The sequence below is a fragment of the Streptomyces sparsogenes genome (genome assembly GCF_001704635.1).
GTDB lineage: Bacteria > Actinomycetota > Actinomycetes > Streptomycetales > Streptomycetaceae > Streptomyces > Streptomyces sparsogenes.
Genome location: NZ_MAXF01000107.1, coordinates 88707 through 109489, shown reverse-complemented (window position 1 = coordinate 109489; position 20783 = coordinate 88707). Strand labels below are relative to the sequence as shown.

The following is a 20783-nucleotide window of genomic DNA, read 5'->3' as shown; positions in this document are numbered from 1 at the left end:
TGGCGGCTCAGGGGCGGCTGCGGGCCCCTCGCCGGCCGGGCCTGCGCCGCGCCCGCGTCCGGCCGACCGGACGCCGCCGGGCCGCCTGCGCGCTGGGGCTCTTGGCCCGCCCGCCGGACCCTCGCCCCGGCGTCCCGGGTCCGCCGGGCCTTCCGGCGGCAGCGGCCCCGAGGCGCTCCAACTCGCCGCGCACCGCGGTCTGCAGGGCCCGGTCGGCACGGTCCTGGCGCAGACAGCGGCGCAACAGCTCCGGGTCGAGCCCCTCGTTGCACGCCTGGTGGAGCAGCCTGGCGAACAGGTAGTGGGGATCGGCGGACAGCGCTCGGCCGAGCGCGACGCGCGCCGCGGGCTCGTCCCCCATCGACCAGGCGACCCAGCCCGCGAGGGTGAGCGGCGCCGCGGCGTGCTCCGCGTACGAGCCGACGCAGCGGCGGGAGAGGGCGCGCCACAACCGCAGGGCCGGCTCCGCGTCGGGTCCTTCCATCCACTGCGCGGCCCGGTCGCGCGCCAGCCGGTCCTGCAGCCCGACGATGACCGCGGCCGCCTCCTGGTCGCCGATCAGCCCGTCGTCGCGGAGGTCGGCCGCGACCTGGTCGGCGATCGGCGGCGCGGCGCGGAACCGGGCCAGCATGCCGCCGAGGAGGACGAGGGTCTCCTCGCGCACCGCGGCGCAGTCCGTGCCGCCCAGGATCCTCGGCACGAGCTCGCAGCCCGCCGTGTCCAGCGCCCGCTCCTGCTCCTCGGCCCTGGGCGGGGCGAGCGGCGCCAGCCTCGCCTCCATCTCGCGCAGCGACCCGCGCACATGGACGCCCGCGTAGGTGGCGGCCGCCGCCATCACGGAGGTGCCGGGCAGGGTGAGCGGGACGCCCTCCGGCGGGCAGCAGCGCCGGTCCGGGCACACATACGACCAGAACCGGCCGTCGGAGATGCACAGCGCCTCGAAGACCGGCACCTCCAGCCCGCCGCACGCGGTGCGCAGCCGCTGCGCGAGCGGCCGCAGGCGCTCCATCACGTCCTGCCCCGATTCGCCCTCGCCCGGCTCCTGGCACAGGAACAGCACCGTCCCGTCGGGCCGGCCCGCCCGCCGCTCGCTGCCCGTCACCAGGCACTCGGCGAGCTGGTCGCAGACCTCCGGCCATTCCTCGCTCGCCTCGGGGATGCCGAGCCTGAGCCGCCCGCCGAACCGGCCGCGTGGGCCGTGCAGCGCGATCATCACGATGCTGTCGTCCGGATGGAAGCCCAGGACATAGGGCAGGGCGTCGGCGAGCTCGGCCGGGCTGCGGAGGGTGATCTGCTCATCGCCGGACAGGCCGGCCGCTTCGTTGTGTCGGGTCATGGCCCGACGGTCTCCCAGTCCGGCCCGGCCCGCCAGGCCTGTGGATAACCTTATCCACAGGCTCGGGTCCCATTCGCGCGATGTCGGTGGGATCGGGTTGCATGGGGGCATGAGCGACGAAGATCTGCGCATCGCGGCCGACCGTGTCCTGGCCCGCCTGGTCGGGGACCCCTCCGGATCCGCCCGGCTGCGGGAGGATCAGTGGCGGGCGATCGAGGCGTTGGTCGCCGACCGCCGCCGGGCGCTGGTCGTGCAGCGCACGGGATGGGGCAAGTCCGCGGTGTACTTCGTCGCCACCGCCCTGCTGCGCGAGCGCGGCGGGGGCCCGACGGTGATCGTCTCCCCGCTGCTCGCGCTGATGCGCAACCAGGTCGAGGCCGCCGCGCGGGCGGGTATCCACGCGCGCACCATCAATTCCGCCAACACGGAGGAGTGGGACACCATCCAGGCGGAGGTGGCCGCCGGTGAGGTGGATGTGCTGCTGGTCAGCCCCGAGCGGCTGAACAACCCCGACTTCCGGGACCAGGTGCTGCCCAAGCTCGCCGCGGCCACCGGCCTGCTGGTGGTCGACGAGGCCCACTGCATCTCCGACTGGGGCCATGACTTCCGCCCCGACTACCGCAGGCTGCGCACGATGCTCGCCGACCTGCCGCCGGGCGTGCCCGTACTGGCCACGACGGCGACGGCCAATGCCCGGGTGACCGCGGACGTCGCCGAGCAGCTGGGCACGGGCGGGCCCGGGAGGGACGGCGCGGGGGCGGACGGCTCGCCCGCGCTGGTGCTGCGGGGGCCGCTGGACCGGGAGAGCCTGAGCCTGGGCGTGCTGCGGCTGCCGGACGCGGCTCACCGGCTGGCCTGGCTCGCCGACCACCTCCCCGAGCTCCCCGGCTCCGGGATCATCTACACCCTCACGGTCGCCGCCGCCGAGGAGGTGGCGGCGTTCCTGCGGCAGCGGGGCCACACCGTCGCTTCGTACACCGGCAAGACGGAGAACGCCGACCGCCAGCAGGCGGAGGAGGACCTGCTGGCCAACCGGGTCAAGGCCCTGGTGGCCACCTCCGCGCTGGGCATGGGCTTCGACAAGCCGGATCTGGGCTTCGTGGTGCACCTGGGCTCGCCCTCCTCCCCCATCGCCTACTACCAGCAGGTCGGGCGGGCCGGGCGCGGCGTGGCGCACGCGGAGGTGCTGCTGTTGCCGGGCCGTGAGGACGAGGCCATCTGGCGGTATTTCGCCTCGCTCGCCTTTCCCTCCGAGGAGCAGGTGCGCCGCACGCTCGACGTGCTGGCGGCGGCGGACCGTCCGGTGTCCCTGCCCGCGCTCGAGCCGCAGGTCGATCTGCGCCGCTCGCGCCTGGAGACCATGCTCAAGGTCCTCGATGTGGACGGCGCGGTCCGGCGGGTGCGCGGCGGCTGGACGGCGACGGGGCAGCCCTGGACGTACGACGCGGAGCGATACGCGTGGGTGGCGCGGCAGCGGGAGGCGGAGCAGCAGGCGATGCGGGATTACGCCTCGTCCACCGGCTGCCGGATGGAGTTCCTGCGGCGGCAGCTGGACGACGAGGCGGCGGCGCCGTGCGGGCGCTGCGACAACTGCTCGGGGGCCCGGTTCACGGCCGAGGTGTCCGCCGCGTCTCTGGAGGCGGCGCGCGGAGAGTTGGGCCGCCCGGGCGTCGAGGTGGAGCCGCGCCGCATGTGGCCGACCGGGCTGCCCGCGGTGGGTGTGGAGCTGAAGGGCCGGATCCCGGTGGGCGAGCAGGCGGCTCCGGGGCGGGCGCTCGGCCGTCTCTCCGACATCGGCTGGGGAAACCGGCTGCGGCCGCTGCTCGCCCCGCAGAATCCGGATGAGCCGATTCCGGACGATGTGGCCGCCGCGGTGGTGACCGTGCTCGCCGACTGGGCCAAGGGGCCCGGCGGCTGGGCGTCGGGGGCGCCGGACGCCCCGGCGCGCCCGGTCGGCGTGGTCACGGTGGCCTCGCACACCCGCCCGCGGCTGATCCAGACACTGGGCGAGCGGATCGCCTCGGTCGGCCGGATGCCCGTGCTCGGCACCGTCTCGTATGTCGACGCCGGGGCCGACACGCGCGTGCCGCGTACCAACAGCGCGCAGCGGCTGCGGGCGCTGCACGGGGCGCTGACCGTGCCGCCCGCGCTGGCCGCGGCGCTGGAGCGGGCCGCGGGGCCGGTGCTCCTCGTCGACGACGTGGCGGACACCGGGTGGACGCTGGCGGTGGCCGCCCGGCTGCTCCGCCGGGCCGGTGCGGAGGCGGTCTTCCCCCTGGTTCTCGCCGTGCAGGGATGACCGCCGCCGCAGGTGGGAGGTGTGCGCGGAATATTGACCGCGCACCGGCGCAAACCGGTCAGCCGCGCCAATTGCTCGTTGCCGCGCGCCTGTACGACCGCGAGAATTGAAGCAGTTCGCCGCTCCCGGGCCGCCCGTGGTGCGCCGGAGCCAGGTCGTGGCGTGCGCCCGTGCCCGACCCTTCGCACGGACCGTGGGCGCGCAGACGAAGGGAGGACCATGACCTTCGGCTTCGCTCCGCCGCCGGCCACCGACCCCGTTTCCCGCCTGAGCAGGCTGCTCGAACCGGCCGAGTGGGCCGCCGCCGGTATCCCGCTGCTGCGCAATCCGCGTGAGGTCGTCACCGGCCTGCACAGCCGCCATCTGCCGACACCGTCGACGGCCGTCGTCGCGGTCCTCGACCCGGAGGAGCGGCTGGCGGCCAGTGCCTCCTTCACCCGGCGCGGCTCCTCGGCCGCCGACGGCTGGGAATTCCGGAACGCGCTGTTGGCCCAGCTGCGCCGGGTCATCCCGCACGACCTGCGGCGCCGCACGCCCGTCCGCACCGCCGTGCTGCTCTACTGCCGAGAGGGCGAGAGCCAGTGGACGGAGGAGGACGGCGCCTGGATGTGGGGCCTGCGCGACGCCTGCACCCTGCACGGCCTGCGCTGTGGTGCCTACATCACGCTGACCCGCGCGGGCTGGCAGGTGCTCGGCGAGGGGCGGGGCGGCCGCCGGCCGCACTCCGCCTCCCTCCGCAGCCGCCTCGGCGTCGGCACCGCCACCGGTGACGGCGTCACGGCGGCCGTGCCGCACCCCCGCGGCGAGGCGCGCGAGGCGCTGCGCCGCTCCGCGGCCGTGTGAGCGGCCCCGCGGTCAGACGCCCGCGGTGATGTGGGCGTTGACGCGCTGGGGGTCCCCGCAGACGATCAGCAGCGTTCCGGCGCGGCGGGTGGCCTCGGGCAGCGCGCGGGCGACGGCGTCGTCGGCTCCCCCGTTGACCGCCACCACCACGACCGGGCGGGACGTGACGCGGCGGGCCGTGGCGGCGGCGTAGAAGACGTCGTCACCGGCGTCCTGCTGCTCCCAGTACGACGCCGCGCCGAAGGAGAGCTCGTGGGCCGCCCACGGATGCTGCTCCCCGGTGGTCAGCACCAGGATCTCGCCGGGCGCGCGGCCGGAGTCCAGCAGCAGGTCGACGGCCTCGTCCGCCGCGTCCAGGGCCCCCTCCGGCGAGGCGGGGATCAGCTGGATCTGCGGACCGGCCGGCGCGGAGGCGGCTGGCGGCGCGGGCTTGGGCGCGGCGGGCGGGCCGGGCTTCGCCGCGTCACCCGCGGTGCGCTGCGCCGGGGTCAAGGGGGTCGCGGCGGAGCCGCGGTTGGGCCCGGGGCTGCCGGGCCGCCGAGGGGCGGGCCGGGGGCCGGGACCAGGGACAGGACGAGGGGTCGGCGCGGTGCGGCCTGCGGCCGGTGTCGCGCGAGGACCCGGGACACTCTCGTGAATCTGAGGCTCCTCGGGGATGAGAGGCATGGGGTGATGTCTATCAAACGTCGGTGCGAGTCGCATCGGCGGGTGGGTGGAAAAGTCCGTTCAGAAGTCGAAGCCGAGTTGGGCGTAATCCTCCGCGTCGGCTGGTTCAGGGACGCTGCGGACCCGCTTGAGGTGCCGCCAGCGGGGCAGACCGTCCAGATAGGACCAGGACAGCCGGTGGTAGGGGGTGGGGCCGAGCTCCGTCAGGGCGGCGCGGTGCACGGGTGACGGGTACCCGGCGTTGTCGCCGAAGCGGAAGTCCGCGTGGGCGGCTCCCAGTTCGGCCATCAGCGCGTCCCGCCGGACCTTGGCGATCACCGAGGCCGCGGCGACGGCCACGCAGGACTGGTCGCCCTTGATGACGGTGCGTACCTTCCAGGGCTCGCCCAGGTAGTCGTGCTTCCCGTCGAGTATCACCGCGTCGGGGCGCACAGGCAGCCCGTCGAGCGCGCGAGTGGCGGCGAGCCGGAGGGCTGCCGTCATCCCCAGGGCGTCGATCTCCTCCGAAGAGGCGTGGCCCAGGGCGTACGAGGTGACCCACGTCTCCAACTCACCGGCGAGGGCCGTGCGCTTCTTCGGGCTCAGCAGCTTGGAGTCGGTGAGCCCGGCCGGCGGCCGCCGCAGTCCGGTGACCGCCGCGCAGACCGTCACCGGGCCGGCCCAGGCCCCACGCCCGACCTCGTCGATCCCGACGACGATCTTGGCTCCTGTGGTGGCGCGGAGCGAGCGCTCGACGCGATGAGTGGGCGGTTCGTAGGCCATGGCGAGGACCAGATTACGCCGCCCGGGCACCACTCGTGCACCGGGTTCCGCCTGGCGGCCCGCGACCGGCTTCGCGGGCCGGCCCGCTCAACGCGACACCGCCGTCGGGCGGTTCGGCCGACGGGTCGCTCGCCGGGGCGAAGATCGAGGTGGCACGGGGTGTCAGCCGGTGTCGGGGCCGGTCATCCCGAGGACGGGACCCAGCCGGGGAGCGGCTCGGTGCGGTCCTGCCACTCGCCCGGCGGCGCGCCGCCCGCCCCGGCCGCGATCACGCCCCCGACGATGGCGCAGTTGGTGTCCACGTCCCCGCCCACCTGAGCGGTCGTCCAGAACGCCTCCTCGAAGGCGCCGAGGTGCCGGGCCGCCGCCCACAGGGCGAAGGGCACGGTGTCGTGCGCGCTGGTGCGGCGGCCGCAGCCGAGCACCGCGGCGACGGTCCCCGCGTCCGCGTAGTCGAGCATGTCGCGGGCGCGGCGCAGCCCCGCCTGGACGGCGCTGCGCGGGACGAGCGAGATCACCTGGTCCAGCAGGGCCTCGGGCCCACCGGCGCCCGCCGGGTCGGCGGCCAGCGCCGCCACCGCGGCCACCGCCATCGCTCCCGCCACGGCCTCCCGGTGCTGGTGGGTGGTGTACGCGGAGATTTCCGCCTGGTGGGAGGCCTGCTCCGGGTCGCCCGCGTACCAGGCGCCCAGTGGCGCGATCCGCATGGCCGCGCCGTTGCCCCATGAGCCCTGCCCCTGGAAGAGACCCGCGGCCAGCTCCCGCCAGTCGCCGCCCTCTCTGATCAGCCTCAGCATCCGGTTCACCGCGGGCCCGTAGCCCCGGTCGAAGTCATGGTGCTCGGCGAAGGACCGGGCGAGCGCGTCCTGGTCGATGCGGCCGTGGGCGACCAGGACGGCCAGCACGGAGCCGGCCATCTCGGTGTCATCGGTCCACTGCCAGGCGCCCGGCGGCAGCTCGCGCCGTCCCAGCAGCGGATAGTTGGCGGGCACGAAGAACTGGGAGCCGAGGGCGTCGCCCACGGCCAGGCCGCGCAGGCTCCGCAGGGCCCGCTGGAATCGGTCGCCGGTCATCGCCTCACACTCCAACTGGTGAGGCCGTACGGCTCGGGGACGCACCAGCGCTCGAAGGGCCGGTCGAGATGGTAGCGCCCGTCGGAGCCGAGCAGCAGGGCCCGCGTCTCACCGTTGCCCGGGTTGGACAGCGACTCGAACTCCGCGACGGTCCAGTGCAGCCACCGCATGCAGAACAGCCGCATGGTCAGCCCGTGGGTCACCAGCAGCACGTTCGGCGGGTGGGCGGGGTCCTCGAAGCTGCGCCACAGGCTCTCCAGGAAGGCGTCCACCCGGTCGTAGACGTCGGCACCCGACTCGCCCTGGGCGAAGCGGTAGAAGAAGTGGCCGTAGGCGTCCCGGTAGGCCTTCTGCTTGCGGACGTCCTCCCGGTCCTGCCAGTTTCCCCAGTCCTGCTCGCGCAGCCTCGGCTCCTCCCTGACGCGGGTGCGCGCCGGGTCGAGGCCGAGCAGTTCCAAGGTCTGGTGGGTGCGCCGGTACGGCGACACGTAGACCGAGACCCGCTCGTCGGCGAAGGTCTCGCGCAGCCGCTTTCCCGCCTCCGCGGCCTGCCGCCGCCCTGCCTCCGTCAGTCCCAGAGCGTGGTCGGGCACCCGCTCGTACACCGAGTCATCGACGTTCCCCTCCGATTCGCCATGCCGTACGAGAACGATGCGCCGGGGTCGTGCCATGCGGCCACCCTAGGCCACGGGCCTGCCCGCGCGTATCTCGCACAGGCGGCCGGTGAACCGGCGGCGCAGCAGCCGGTCGTGCGAGACCACCACCAGGGCCCCCGTCCACGCCGCCAGGGCCTGCTCCAACTCCTCCACGAGGCCGAGGGCGAGGTGGTTGGTCGGCTCGTCGAGCAGCAGCAGGTCCGCCGGGCGGGCCAGCAGCCGGGCCAGCGCGAGGCGTCGCTGCTGGCCGGCCGAGAGCGCCCCCACCGGCACCGCCAGGTCGCGCTCGCGGAAGAGCCCGAAGGACAACAGCAGCGCCGCGTGGTCCTCGGGACCGCCCGGTATCCCGCGCCCGAACGCCTCCGTCAGCCGCTCCCCGGGGCGGGTGACGGGTATCTCCTGAGCGAGGTAGCCGATGCGGCCCCGGCGCACCACGGTGCCCGTCTCCGGCGCCAGGACCCCGGCCATGACCTTCAGCAGGGTGGACTTCCCCGCCCCGTTGGCCCCGTGGACCAGCAGGCGCTCGCCCGCGGCGACGGTGAGCCCGTCCACCGCCAGCCGGTCACCCACCCGCACCCGGTCGAGGCCGATGAGGACCCCGTCCGCCGTGCCCGTCTCCGGGCGGGCCGCGAACCGCAGGGGCTCGGGGGGACGCGGCACCGGGTCCGCCAGGAGCCTGCGCAGGCGCTCCTGCGCGTTGCGCACCCGGCTGGAGACCGAGGACTGCACCCGCCCCTTGTCCCGGTCGTACGCCATCTTGTTGCCGTCCTTCATGGCCCGGCCGGGGGCCACGCGCCGGGCGACGGTCGTGGCCGCCTCGGCCAGCTCGGCCGTCTGCGCCCGCCATTCCTCGTAGGCCTGCTCCCAGCGGCGCCGGGCGGCGGCCTGCTCGGCCAGGAACCCGGCGTACCCGCCTCCGTAGCGCACCAGGGCGCGCCGGTCCGCGTCCACCTCGACGATCGTGGTGGCCACCCGCTCCAGGAAGACACGGTCGTGGGAGACCGCGACGACCGTGCCGGGGTGTGCCCGCAGGGCGTCCTCGAGCCAGGTGAGCGCCCCGTCGTCGAGGTGGTTGGTCGGCTCGTCGAGCAGCATCACCTCTGGAGCGGCGGCGATCAGGCAGGCCAGCCCCAGCCGGGCCTGCTCGCCGCCCGAGAGGCTGCCCAGGCGCCGGTCCCGGGCGATGTGGGCCAGCCCCAGGGCGTGCAGGGCCTTGTCCACCCTGGCGTCCGCCTCGTAGCCGCCACGAGCCTCGAAGGCGGTGAGCAGGTCGCCGTAGGCGGAGAGGGTGTCGGGTCCGGCCGAGTCGAGGCGCTCCTCCAGCTCGCGCAGCCCGCGCTCCATGGCGCGCAGCTCGGCCAGGGCCGCGTCCACCGCGTCACGGACCGTGCGGTCCGGGGGCAGCTCCGGCGTCTGGGCGAGGTGGCCGATCCCGCCGTCGGCCACCGTGACGACCGTGCCGTCATCGGGTTGTTCGGCCCCGGAGAGCAATCGCAACAGTGTGGACTTGCCCGCTCCGTTCTCCCCCACGATGCCGACCCGCTCACCGGGCCGTACGGAGAACGACGCCCCGTCGAGCAGCAGGCGCTCCCCGCGGGAGAGGGTCACACCGCGCAGCGAGATCTGAGTGGGCAAAAGCGAACCTCCGAACAGGCGGACACCCTACGCAAACACAACTACAGTTGCATTACCCTAACCATGGCACAGCAAACCCACTAACACAACTGGAGTTGCAATTGCCTTCGGAGTCCGCCGCCCACGCCCCCGGCACCGTCCGCCCCGGCGGGCGCACCGCCCGCACCCGTGCCGCCGTCCGCGACGCCGTGCTCACCGGACTCGCCGAGCACGGCTATCCCGGGCTGACCGTCGAATACGTCGCCGAGCGCTCCGGAGTCCACAAGACGACCCTGTACCGCAGGTGGGGCAGCGTCGAGGAGCTGCTCGCCGACGCGCTGGACCTGGCCGGCGAGGACACCTGGACGCCGCCGGACACCGGGGGCCTCGACAGCGACCTGCGGGCCCTCGCCCGCGAGGTCACCGACACCTTCGCCGACGCCTCGTCGGCCGCCGCGCCCTCCGCCTTCATCGCCGCCGCGTTCCAGTCCGAGCGCGCCGCGGCGGCCCTCCACGACTTCTACGCCGAACGGTTCTCCCGCTGCGCGGCCGTGGTCGCGCGGGCCGTCGACCGCGGCGAGGCCCCGGCGGACACCGACGCCGCGGCGGTCGTGCGCGCCGTCTCGGCCCCGCTGTTCTTCCGGGTCTTCATCACCCGAGAGCCCATCGACACGGCGCTGGCCGACCAGTGCGCCGCCGCGGTCGCCGCCGCGGTTCGGGCGGGCGCCTACTCCCCCGCCCCCTGAGCGCGCCACACGGCCCCGGCCGCCGACGACAGGCGCCGGTCGCGCCTCACACCGTCCAGGAGGGCTCGACCCCCACCACGTCCCCCGCGATCGCCGCCACGTCCGCTTCAATTTGCGCACGCAGCGCGAGCCGTTCCACCCGCTCCACCCGGTACTTGCCGTGCTCGGCGGCCGAATCCCACAACGACAGCACGAGGAACTCATTGCCGGGCGCCTCCCCGAACACCCCGCGCAGCATCCCCGGCGACCCGGCCATCGCCGGATTCCACACCTTCTCCTGCATGAGCGTGAAGTGCTCCACCCGCTCCGCGTGCACCCGGCAGTGAGCCACCCGCACCACGTCCGCGTCGGTGAACCGCGGCTGGAACCCCACCTTCACATCGAAGCGGTGCTCGAACAGCCGCACCTGCATGTCTCTGTACGTGCCGGACTGCGCGGCCGCCAGGCGGTCGTGCGAGCGTGCCATGAAGGAGTCGTAGAACGCCCTGCTCTCCCAGAACGCGAAGACGTGCGCCACATTCGGCCGCCCCCGGCTCCAGCCACCGCCCTGCCCCCGGAATCCCGGTTCGCCGGGCAACCCCGCCCACTTCCGCTGCCCCCGCTCGAAACCGCGGCGGTCCACCACGGTGCAGCGAATCCACTTGACCAGCACCGCGCTATCGTACGGCCCCGAAGGTGGCCCGCATCACGGGCCGAAGGAGTCCGGCCGCGCAGGGGTCGCCCCGCGGCAGCACGTTCGAGCCCCGGCGCGGCCGTACGCCCCGCGCACCCGCTCGGGTACAGCGCAGGGGGAACGGCGGAGGCGGGGCCCGGGCCGAAGCCCGGACCCCGCCTCAGGGGCTCACCCGCGAGGGGCGGTGATCAGCTGCAACCGCTGGTCGAACCGCAGCCCTCGCACAGGTAGCAGCTGCCCGCCCGGCGCATCTTCGTCCCGCAGGAGAAGCACAGCGGCGCGTCGGCGTTCAGCCCGAACTGGATCTCGGCGAGCTCCGTGGAGCTGTGGGCCTGCTTCGGCGCCGGGGCGACGGCGCGCGGCTTGGACGTGGCGGCCTGCGGGGCCTCCACGTGGCGCGGGGCCGACTGTGCCAGGCCCTCGACGTCCACCTCGTCCTCAGCCGGCTCGTACGAACCGGTCTCCAGGTGGCGCTGGCGCTCCTCGGCGGAGTGGATGCCGAGCGCCGAGCGGGTCTCGAAGGGCAGGAAGTCCAGCGCCAGCCGGCGGAAGATGTAGTCGACGATCGACTGCGCCATCCGCACGTCCGGGTCGTCCGTCATACCGGCCGGCTCGAAGCGCATGTTGGTGAACTTCGAGACGTAGGTCTCCAGCGGCACGCCGTACTGCAGACCGACCGAGACGGCGATCGAGAAGGCGTCCATCATGCCCGCGAGGGTCGAACCCTGCTTGGACATCTTCAGGAAGACCTCGCCCAGACCGTCGTCCGGGTAGGAGTTCGCCGTCATGTAGCCCTCGGCGCCGCCCACCGTGAAGGAGGTCGTGATGCCGGGGCGCCCCTTGGGGAGGCGCTTGCGGACCGGGCGGTACTCGACGACCTTCTCGGCCTCGGGCCCGGCCTGCTCGACGGGCTTCTCCTCCTTCTTCTTGGCGGAGAGCGGCTGCCCGACCTTGCAGTTGTCCCGGTAGATCGCCAGTGCCTTCAGGCCCAGCTTCCAGCCCTCGAAGTAGATCTCCTCGATCTCCTCGACGGTGGCCGACTCCGGCATGTTGACCGTCTTGGAGATCGCGCCCGACAGGAAGGGCTGGGCCGCGGCCATCATCCGCACATGGCCCATCGGCGAGATGGAGCGCTCGCCCATCGCGCAGTCGAACACCTCGTAGTGCTCGGGCTTCAGGCCCGGCGCGTCGATCACGTTGCCGTGCTCGGCGATGTGGGCGACGATCGCCTCGACCTGCTCCGGCTGGTAGCCGAGCCGCTTCAGCGCCTTCGGGACCGTGTTGTTCACGATCTGCATCGAGCCGCCGCCGACGAGCTTCTTGAACTTGACCAGCGCGAGGTCGGGCTCGATGCCGGTGGTGTCGCAGTCCATCATCAGGCCGATGGTGCCGGTCGGCGCGAGCACCGACGCCTGGGCGTTGCGGAAGCCGTTCTTCTCACCGAGGCGGATCACGTCCTGCCAGGCCTCGGTGGCCGCGGCCCACACCGGGGTGTCCAGGTCGTCCATGCGCTTGGCGACGGCGTTGGCGTCCGAGTGTTGCCTCATGACGCGCTTGTGGGCGTCGGCGTTGCGGGCGTAGCCCTCGTACGGGCCGACGACCGCCGCCAGCTCGGCGGAGCGCTTGTAGGAGGTGCCGGTCATCAGCGAGGTGATCGCCCCGGCCAGGGCCCGGCCGCCGTCGCTGTCGTAGGCGTGGCCGGTGGCCATCAGGAGCGCGCCGAGGTTGGCGTAGCCGATGCCCAGCTGGCGGAAGGCGCGGGTGGTCTCGCCGATCTTCTCGGTCGGGAAGTCCGCGAAGCAGATGGAGATGTCCATCGCGGTGATGACGAGCTCGACGACCTTGGCGAAGCGCTCGGCGTCGAAGCGCTGGTGGCCCGCGCCGTCGTCGTCGAGGAACTTCATCAGGTTGAGCGAGGCCAGGTTGCACGAGGAGTTGTCCAGGTGCATGTACTCGCTGCAGGGATTGGAGGCGGTGATCCGGCCCGTCTCCGGCGAGGTGTGCCAGTGGTTGATCGTGTCGTCGTACTGGATGCCCGGGTCGGCGCAGGCCCAGGCCGCCTCGGCCATCTTGCGGAAGAGTGACTTGGCGTCGACCTCTTCGAGGATCTCGCCGCTCATACGGGCGCGCAGCCCGAACTTCGAGCCGGACTCCACGGCCTTCATGAACGTGTCGTTCACCCGGACCGAGTTGTTGGCGTTCTGGTACTGGACGGACGTGATGTCATCGCCGCCCAGGTCCATGTCGAAGCCCGCGTCGCGCAGGGCGCGGATCTTCTCCTCCTCCTTCACCTTGGTCTCGATGAAGGCCTCGACATCCGGGTGGTCGACGTCGAGGACGACCATCTTGGCGGCCCGGCGGGTCGCGCCGCCCGACTTGATCGTTCCGGCGGAGGCGTCGGCGCCACGCATGAAGGAGACCGGACCGGAGGCGTTGCCGCCCGAGGAGAGCAGCTCCTTGGAGGAGCGGATGCGGGAGAGGTTCAGGCCGGCCCCGGAGCCGCCCTTGAAGATCATCCCCTCTTCCTTGTACCAGTCGAGGATCGACTCCATGGAGTCGTCGACGGAGAGGATGAAGCAGGCGCTGACCTGCTGCGGCTGCTTGGTGCCGACGTTGAACCACACCGGGGAGTTGAAGCTGAAGACCTGGTGCAGCAGGGCGTAGGTGAGCTCGTGGTCGAAGATCTCGGCGTCCGCCGGAGAGGCGAAGTAGCCGTTGTCCTCGCCGGCCTGGCGGTAGGTGCGCACCACCCGGTCGATGAGCTGCTTCAGGCTGGACTCCCGGTCCGGGGAGCCCACCGCGCCACGGAAGTACTTGCTGGTGACGATGTTGACCGCGTTCACCGACCAGAAGTCGGGGAACTCGACGCCACGCTGTTCGAAGTTGACCGAACCGTCGCGCCAGTTGGTCATGACGACGTCACGGCGCTCCCAGACGACCTCATCGTACGGGTGCACGCCGGGGGTGCTGTGGATGCGCTCGATACGCAGTCCCTTGGCCGCCTTGCTTCCCTTGGAGCGGGAGCCTCGTGCGGGGCCGCTCGTCGTCTCTGTCATTCCGCCTCCCTGTACGGGCGAAAACGCCCTGATGTGCCCTTTTCTTCCCGTGGCACGGTGGTGTGTCGTTCATCCGGGGCATCGCGCCCCGGCAGGCCTTGGCCGCCGCGTCAGTCGGCGGCGGTGGCGCGCGCGGGGACCTCCGCGTCCCCGTCGGCGCCGGGCCCGCGGTCGTTCGCGGGAGGCCGTTGCTGGTTGCGCAGCTCCGTGACCGCGGTCTCGAAGTCCTCGAGGGAGTCGAAGGCGCGGTAGACGGAGGCGAAGCGGAGGTACGCGACGAGGTCGAGCTCCTGGAGCGGGCCGAGTATGGCCAGCCCCACGTCGTGGGTGGACAGCTCCGCGCTGCCGGTGGCCCGTACGGCCTCCTCCACCTGCTGGCCGAGCTTGGCCAGGGCGTCCTCGGTGACCGGGCGGCCCTGGCACGCCTTGCGCACCCCGGAGATGACCTTGTCGCGGCTGAAGGGCTCGGTGACCCCGCTCCGCTTGATCACCATCAGTGACGCGGTCTCCACGGTCGTGAAGCGGCGCGAGCAGTCGGGGCACTGGCGGCGCCTTCGAATCGAACAACCGTCGTCGGTGGTCCGGCTGTCGACGACTCGGCTGTCGGGGTGCCTGCAGAAGGGGCAGTGCATGACTCCGAACCCTCCTCACCCTCAAGAACGGCGCATGGCTGACATGCCTCGACCGGCCCTCGCGGGCTTCTCGAAGCGGCCACAAGCATAGGCGAAGCGCTCGGCTCTGAATAACCGGGGACCACAACCTGTGGGTGGCTGAGATCCATCAAACCACTAGATGTGGTGTCTGGCATCCAACCGCAGTGACGGCGTGTCCCGATCCGCGAGCAGGCACGAGACTACGCGAAGCCGACCGGTCGCCGTGCCACGGGGGTGAGGGTGACACACTGGGCCCCGCGCCACAGGCCACCGAACCAACCGCCCTATACACCGAACCTTGTGATCACGTCAGCTCATCTGCGAAATTTCACTCGAACGTGTGTTTGGCGCAACCTTTCGAAAGCAACTACCGTTGCCCTACTAGGGAGAACATCTCGAGAGGGGCCGTCGTGACAACCACCACAGAGAGCGCCACCATCACCGCCCAGGAGCGCTCCCAGAGCCGACTCGAACACACGCACGCGATGAACCAGGGCCACCCGATGAATGACGCAGCCACGAACCCGGAGGGGCAGAAGCCCACGCGCTCCCTACCCGGCCGACCTCCAGGGATCCGGGCGGACAGCTCCGGGCTGACCGATCGGCAGCGGCGTGTCATCGAGGTCATCCGCGACTCCGTGCAGCGGCGCGGCTACCCGCCGTCCATGCGTGAGATCGGTCAGGCGGTGGGCCTCTCCAGCACCTCCTCCGTCGCCCATCAGCTCATGGCGCTGGAGCGCAAGGGGTTCCTGCGGCGCGACCCGCACCGGCCCCGGGCGTACGAGGTGCGCGGCTCCGACCAGCCCAGCACCCAGCCGCCGGACACCACCGGCAAGCCCGCCGCCTCGTACGTTCCCCTCGTCGGCCGGATCGCGGCCGGTGGCCCCATCCTCGCCGAGGAGTCGGTCGAGGACGTCTTCCCGCTCCCGCGCCAGCTCGTCGGCGACGGTGAGCTGTTCGTCCTCAAGGTGGTCGGCGACTCCATGATCGAGGCTGCCATCTGCGACGGCGACTGGGTGACGGTGCGCCGCCAGCCCGTCGCGGAGAACGGTGACATCGTGGCGGCGATGCTCGACGGAGAGGCGACGGTCAAGCGCTTCAAGCGCGAGGACGGCCACGTATGGCTGCTCCCGCACAACGCCGCGTACCAGCCGATCCCCGGCGACGAGGCGACCATCCTGGGCAAGGTGGTCGCGGTGCTGCGCCGGATCTGAGCAGGGCGGGTCCAGGCGCGCCGACCTCCGCGCCCAGCCGACCGGGCCCCGGGACCACTGCGCCGGTTCCGGGGCCCTGCTGTGTCCGCGCTCGGCTAGGCCTTGGCCGCCTCGGCCGCCTTGGCGGCGGCGTCGATGGCGGCCAGCGAGCGCCGCACCTGATTGCGGTCGGTCGTGTACCAGAAGTCCGGCATGGACTTGCGCAGGAAGGAGCCGTAGCGAGCCCGCTCGACCCGCGGGTCGAGCACGGCGACGACGCCGCGGTCCCCGGAGGCGCGCACCAGCCGACCCGCCCCCTGCGCCATCAGCAGGGCGGCATGCGTCGCCGCGACCGCCATGAAGCCATTGCCGCCGGCCTGCTCCACGGCCTTCTGGCGGGCGCTCATCAGCGGGTCGTCGGGGCGCGGGAACGGCACCCGGTCCATCACCACCAGCTGGCAGCTCGGACCGGGCACATCGACGCCCTGCCAGAGCGAGAGCGTGCCGAACAGACACGTGCGGGCGTCGGCCGCGAACGTACGGATCAGCTCCCCGAGGGTCTCCTCACCCTGAAGCAGGATGGGCATGTCAAGGCGGCCGCGCAGCTCCTCCGCGGCCGCCTGGGCGGCCCGCATCGAGGAGAAGAGGCCGAGCGTCCGGCCACCCGCGGCCTCCACCAGCTCGGCGAGCTCGTCGAGCATGTCCGAGCGGCTGCCCTCGCGGCCAGGCTGGGCGAGGTGCTTGGCGACGTAGAGAATCCCCTGCTTGGAGTAGTCGAAGGGCGAGCCGACGTCGAGCCCCTTCCAGGGGGGCGCTGCGCCCTCCTCCTCGGAGTCCCGGACGCCCTCGGGCGAGAGCCCGAGCGACGCCGCCACCCCGTTGAAATCGCCGCCGAGCTTGAGGGTGGCGGAGGTCAGAACGACGGAGCGGTCCTCGAAGAGCTTCTCGCGCAGCAGCCCGGACACCGACAGCGGCGCGACACGCAGCGAGGCGCCGAAACGGTCGTGTCGCTCGTACCAGACGACGTCGTACTCGGACCCGTCGACGATGCGCTCGGCCACCTGGTGGATGTTCTCCACGGAGGCCAGGGCCTGCCTGCGCACCGCGTCCTCGTCCTGGACCGAGGCGTCACGGGTGGCGCCCAGCGCCGAGATGACCGTACGAGCGGCGTCGCGGAGCGCCATCAGGGCATAGCCGAGATCTTCCGGGATCTCCTCGAGGCGGCCGGGCAGCGCCAGCTCCATGAGCCGCTCGAAGGTCTCGGCGGCGGTCTGCAGGGCGTCCGCCGCCTTCTCGTTGACCAGCTTGGCGGCGCGCCGCACGGCGCGGTTGACCTGGCCCGGGGTGAGCTCGCCGCTGGCGACCCCGGTGACCCGGGAGACGAGCTCATGGGCCTCGTCGACGATCAGCACCTCATGGCTCGGCAGGACGGGCGCGCCCTCGATGGCGTCGATGGCCAGCAGGGCGTGGTTGGTGACGACGACCTCGGCCAGCTTGGCCCGCTCCCGGGCGGCCTCCGCGAAGCATTCGGCGCCGTACGCGCACTTGGACGCGCCGAGACATTCCCGGGAGGAGACGGAGACCTGCGCCCAGGCCCGGTCGGAGACGCCGGGGGTCAGATCGTCGCGGTCGCCCGTCTCGGTCTCGTCGGCCCAGTCGCGCATCCGCAGCAGGTCCTTGCCCAGCTTGCTGGTGGGCTCGGCGGCCTCGAACGGGTCGAACAGCCCGGCTTCCCCGTCCGCGTCCTCCTGCGGCACGCCCTCGTGGAGCCGGTGCAGGCACAGGTAGTTGGAGCGGCCCTTGAGCATGGCGAACTCGGGTCGGCGGCGCAGCAGCGGGTGCAGGGCGTCGACGGTGCGCGGCAGGTCCCGCTCGACGAGCTGACGCTGCAGGGCGAGGGTGGCCGTCGCGACCACGACACGCTCGCCGTGTGCGAGGGCGGGCACCAGATAGCCGAGGGACTTTCCGGTGCCGGTGCCGGCCTGGACCAGCAGATGGGAATTGTCGTCGATCGCCTCGGCTACGGCTTCGGCCATGGCGATCTGGCCGGGGCGCTCGGTGCCGCCGACGGCAGTGACGGCGGCGTGCAGCAGGTCGGCGAGTGGAGGCGGGGACGATGCAGTCATAGGACTGTCAGCCTACGCGGCGGCACTGACATCACGGGCGTACTCCTGGCGCGGGAACCTGAACGGGGCGGGCGGTGTATGGAAGAGAGAGGCGCGAACAGGCGCCGACCGATCACAGGAGGTGGCGCAGGGTGCGATCCCGGATCATGAGGGCCGCGTGTTTGTCGGGCAGCCGCACCTCGGCGGAGAGACGGAAGCCGGCGCCGAGGAAGGCGGCCACGCAGGGGGTGTTCCGCAGATCCGGCTCGGCGATCACCCGACCGCAGGACGGGCGCCGGTCGAGGACCAGATCGGCGACGGCGCGCAGCAGGGCCGTGCCGATACCGCGGCCCCGGTCGCGCACCCGGCCGATGAGCAGGTGGAGACCGGTGTCGTGCGGGCGGGCCGGGTAGTACCGGGCGAGGGGGTCGAGGTCGGCGCGGTAGACCTCCCAGTAGCTCATCGGCACCCCGTCCAGAACGCCCAGACAGGGCACGCTGCGGCCGTCGCCGTCGAGCTGGGCGCGCAGGTGACGGGCGGTGGTCTCGTCCGGGCCGGACAGTTCCCAGAAGGCGGACACGGCCGGGTCGTTCATCCATCGGGTGATGAGCTCGACATCGCGCTCGAGGTGGACGGGCACGAGTTGGAAGGCGCCCACCACGGTGCCGGCGGGCCCCCACTGGGCGACCTGGTCGAGCAGGTCCGGCCGACCCGGCGCCTTGGGCCCGGCGAGGTGCTCCTCGGCGAGGCGCGCGGGGGGTTCCTCGGAGGGCCGCATGTCCAGGGTGTCGTCCTCGGCGCCGGAGCTGGTGCCGGAGTCGGTGGGCGGCATGGCGACGCTCTCCTCTCGTCGTTATCGGTGCGTCGTGGATGTCATGCCGTCACAGGCCGGGAAAGGGGGTTGGCGATGGTGACGTAGACGGACTGGGTGTCCACCGGGCCCACGAGTTCGTCCAGACCGCGCAGCCGCGTGAGCAAGTTGGCCTTGCAGCGCAGGGTGGGCGTCTCAAGAAGTCGGGAGGGCAGTGTGGAGCGCGTCTTCGCGGGGCCGGACGCGGCCTCGGCGAGGAAACGGCGGAGCGCGGCCAGCAGAAGGCGCTCGTCGGCGAGCCGCTCGGAGCCGAACGCGCCGATCAGACCGAGGATGTTGTTGACCCCGAGGTAGTAGGCCAAGCGTTCGTCGGCCACCTCGTCGAGGACGAACGTGTCGCTCTGGGCGCCGAGACCGGGCAGCCGCCGCTCGAGGTCCGCCCGCCGGGACTCGCGGAAGTAGTAGCCCTGGTTGTCACGGTAGCGGCCGCCGGCCGGCCAGCCGTCGGGGTCGAGCAGCACCAGGGTGTTCTGCTGATGGGCCTCCAGGGCGATACCGGCCTCGCCGTCCAGCCAGAGCACGGGCCGGACGACGGTGTGGAGATAGCGGAGGAACCACTCCACGCCGACGGTTGCCGGGCGACGGCCGGTGCGGGCGGCGATCCGGGCGATGATCCGGGCGAGCCGTGAGCACATCGTCCTCCGGTCCGCCCAGGGGCGCGGGGAGGTGAGGCCGGCCAGGCACACGGCCTCGTCACCCGGGCCGAACGGGTTGTGCCGGATGACGACGTCGAGTCCGCTCAGCGGGGTCCCGTCGGGCTTGTCGACCGCGAGCCAGGCGGGGTCGCGGACGACGTCGAAGCCGGGGCGCCCCGGGCAGGCCGCGCGCCACTGCCCGGACAGGCCGCTGCGCAGCAGCCGGTGCATCTCGACGCCGCGCCGCAGCTCCTTGCGGAGGTTCTCACGGCGGGAGTTGGTGATCCGCACGGCGAGCGACAGCTTGAGCATCACGGGGGCGCCGGTCCGGTAGACGGTGCGGAGAGAGGAGGTGGGGTGCCAGGGCTCGCCGGCCGGCCCCAGGTCGTGCAGCAGCCCGGCGTCGAAGAGCGCGGCGACGTCCGGGCGGTACCGGATCTCCCGGGCCTGCCAGGGGTGCAGCGGCAAGGGCACGGTACCGGGCGGCCGTTCGGGGCCCGGGCCCGCGATCGAGAGGGCCAGCCGCTCGGCGGGCACGGTCCGGCCGCGCTCGGTCCAGGCCGAGTCGCAGGCCAGGACGGATGTGTCGACGGCGATCCAGTGGAGAGGGAAGGAGCCGCGCGACTCCGGTGAGAAGACGGGCGATTCGGCGTCGGAGAGCCCCTCGCGGCTCTTGGGCGTGGGATGGAGGGGATGTCCGAGGAGAAGGGACTGTTCGGCGACCAGAAAGGGGGTGTCCGTCACGGGGTCGGCCGGTGCCGCTCGCCGACGGGACAGGAATTGGGCGGTGCGTCGTACGGAGTCCGCGACCCGGCCGACGAGTTCGGTGATCCGCGCCGGGGCGCCGGGCCACTCGGCGCCGTGCGCCACCTCCCGGCCGAGGAGGGCGGCGAGGGTGACCGCGTCGAGGGCGGGTGCGTCCTGGGGACCGCCGTCGAGCACGGGTCGGCCGAAGCGGTGCCATCCGGTGGCGGACCAGTGACGCACGGGCACGGACAGGGCGGTGCCGGCGGCCGGGAGCGGGATGCGCAGCGTGCCGTGGCCGGGGGCGTGGGACACGGCGCCGCTCTCGCGCACCCAGCAGCGCAGCAGGTTCTCGGTGGCGCAGGCGTCCGCGGCGGTCCAGGGGTCCGGATGGTCCCACGGGTCGAGGTGGCCCAGCGGATCGGCCCGGACCACAGGGTCGGCGCGGACCACAGGGGCGGCATGGACCACAGGATCGGCACGGACCACAGGGTCGGCGTGGACCAGGGGAGCGGCATGGGCCTGAGGGCCGGGGTGCACCAGCGGCTTGGGGTGGTGGAGGGGGTCGTGATGGGCCAGCGGGGTGGGGTGGTGCAAGGGGGCGGGGCGAACCAGCGGGCCGGGGTGGTGCAGGGGGGCGTCGAGGCCGTCGGGCGGCATGGCGCGGGGGGCGTCGGCCAGCGGGTCCGGGCGGTCCGCCGGGGTCCGGCCGCCGGGGGTGTCGTCGACGCGGCGGCCCTGCCGCGGGACGGCCGCCGGCTCGTCGGTCCGGGTCGGCACGGCGGCGGGCCCCGGGGCCGACGGGAGTTGCGGGTGGGGTTCCCCGGGAGAGTGCGGCATGTCAGGTGCGGGCACGGC

General features: G+C 73.1%; 16 protein-coding genes. 4 read left to right on the top strand and 12 right to left on the bottom strand.

From position 1 onward, the window contains the following. Positions 1-7: 7 nt before the first annotated feature. Positions 8-1336 carry a DUF4192 domain-containing protein gene (locus BBH68_RS22950; RefSeq protein ID WP_065965358.1) on the bottom strand — a complete coding sequence of 443 codons (1329 nt, stop codon included), beginning with the start codon at positions 1334-1336 and terminating at the stop codon, positions 8-10. A gap of 109 nt (positions 1337-1445) precedes the next feature. Here BBH68_RS22950 and BBH68_RS22945 point away from each other — a divergent pair, with 109 nt between their 5' ends. Both BBH68_RS22945 and BBH68_RS22940 read left to right on the top strand, forming a co-directional pair. Then, positions 1446-3635: a RecQ family ATP-dependent DNA helicase gene (locus BBH68_RS22945; RefSeq protein ID WP_065965357.1), complete on the top strand. Its 2190-nt coding sequence runs from the start codon at positions 1446-1448 to the stop codon at positions 3633-3635. Positions 3636-3854: 219 nt separating this feature from the next. Further along, positions 3855-4478, top strand: coding sequence for a hypothetical protein (locus BBH68_RS22940; protein WP_065965356.1), 624 nt, complete (start codon positions 3855-3857; stop codon positions 4476-4478). Between the two features lie 12 nt (positions 4479-4490). On the opposite strand, the gene BBH68_RS22935 is transcribed toward BBH68_RS22940, so the two are convergent. The 5 genes from BBH68_RS22935 to abc-f form a co-directional block, all read right to left on the bottom strand. Further along, complete coding sequence (locus BBH68_RS22935) at positions 4491-5144, bottom strand: hypothetical protein (RefSeq protein ID WP_076970699.1); 654 nt, start codon at positions 5142-5144, stop codon at positions 4491-4493. A 60-nt stretch (positions 5145-5204) separates the two neighbouring features. Next, positions 5205-5906: a ribonuclease HII gene (locus tag BBH68_RS22930; protein ID WP_065965366.1), complete on the bottom strand. Its 702-nt coding sequence runs from the start codon at positions 5904-5906 to the stop codon at positions 5205-5207. A 182-nt stretch (positions 5907-6088) separates the two neighbouring features. Beyond that, on the bottom strand, positions 6089-6979 hold the full coding sequence (locus BBH68_RS22925; protein WP_065965354.1) for an ADP-ribosylglycohydrolase family protein: 891 nt from the start codon (positions 6977-6979) through the stop codon (positions 6089-6091). Then, positions 6976-7650: a histidine phosphatase family protein gene (locus BBH68_RS22920; RefSeq protein WP_065965353.1), complete on the bottom strand. Its 675-nt coding sequence runs from the start codon at positions 7648-7650 to the stop codon at positions 6976-6978. The genes BBH68_RS22925 and BBH68_RS22920 overlap by 4 nt, the downstream gene beginning before the upstream one ends. A gap of 9 nt (positions 7651-7659) precedes the next feature. Continuing rightward, positions 7660-9270: a ribosomal protection-like ABC-F family protein gene (gene abc-f / locus BBH68_RS22915; RefSeq protein WP_065965352.1), complete on the bottom strand. Its 1611-nt coding sequence runs from the start codon at positions 9268-9270 to the stop codon at positions 7660-7662. Positions 9271-9371: 101 nt separating this feature from the next. On the opposite strand from abc-f, the gene BBH68_RS22910 reads away from it, so the two are divergent. Then, a complete protein-coding gene (locus tag BBH68_RS22910; protein ID WP_245738232.1) occupies positions 9372-9995 on the top strand; it encodes a TetR/AcrR family transcriptional regulator in 624 nt (207 codons plus the stop codon). A 46-nt stretch (positions 9996-10041) separates the two neighbouring features. On the opposite strand, the gene BBH68_RS22905 is transcribed toward BBH68_RS22910, so the two are convergent. From BBH68_RS22905 to nrdR, 3 genes are all read right to left on the bottom strand, one after another. Next, on the bottom strand, positions 10042-10647 hold the full coding sequence (locus BBH68_RS22905; protein ID WP_065965350.1) for a YdbC family protein: 606 nt from the start codon (positions 10645-10647) through the stop codon (positions 10042-10044). Positions 10648-10856: 209 nt separating this feature from the next. Further along, complete coding sequence (locus BBH68_RS22900; protein WP_065965349.1) at positions 10857-13724, bottom strand: vitamin B12-dependent ribonucleotide reductase; 2868 nt, start codon at positions 13722-13724, stop codon at positions 10857-10859. Positions 13725-13834: 110 nt separating this feature from the next. Next, on the bottom strand, positions 13835-14356 hold the full coding sequence (gene nrdR, locus BBH68_RS22895) for a transcriptional regulator NrdR (RefSeq protein WP_065965348.1): 522 nt from the start codon (positions 14354-14356) through the stop codon (positions 13835-13837). 431 nt (positions 14357-14787) lie between these two features. On the opposite strand from nrdR, the gene lexA reads away from it, so the two are divergent. Then, a complete protein-coding gene (gene lexA, locus BBH68_RS22890; protein ID WP_065965347.1) occupies positions 14788-15591 on the top strand; it encodes a transcriptional repressor LexA in 804 nt (267 codons plus the stop codon). A gap of 95 nt (positions 15592-15686) precedes the next feature. On the opposite strand, the gene BBH68_RS22885 is transcribed toward lexA, so the two are convergent. From BBH68_RS22885 to BBH68_RS22875, 3 genes are all read right to left on the bottom strand, one after another. Beyond that, the gene (locus BBH68_RS22885; protein WP_065965346.1) at positions 15687-17696 is read right to left on the bottom strand and encodes an ATP-dependent DNA helicase; all 2010 of its coding nucleotides are present in this window, start codon (positions 17694-17696) and stop codon (positions 15687-15689) included. A gap of 112 nt (positions 17697-17808) precedes the next feature. Then, on the bottom strand, positions 17809-18507 hold the full coding sequence (locus BBH68_RS22880) for a GNAT family N-acetyltransferase (protein WP_065965345.1): 699 nt from the start codon (positions 18505-18507) through the stop codon (positions 17809-17811). 41 nt (positions 18508-18548) lie between these two features. Continuing rightward, positions 18549-20780 carry an IucA/IucC family protein gene (locus BBH68_RS22875; RefSeq protein ID WP_245738230.1) on the bottom strand — a complete coding sequence of 744 codons (2232 nt, stop codon included), beginning with the start codon at positions 20778-20780 and terminating at the stop codon, positions 18549-18551. Positions 20781-20783: the final 3 nt, after the last annotated feature.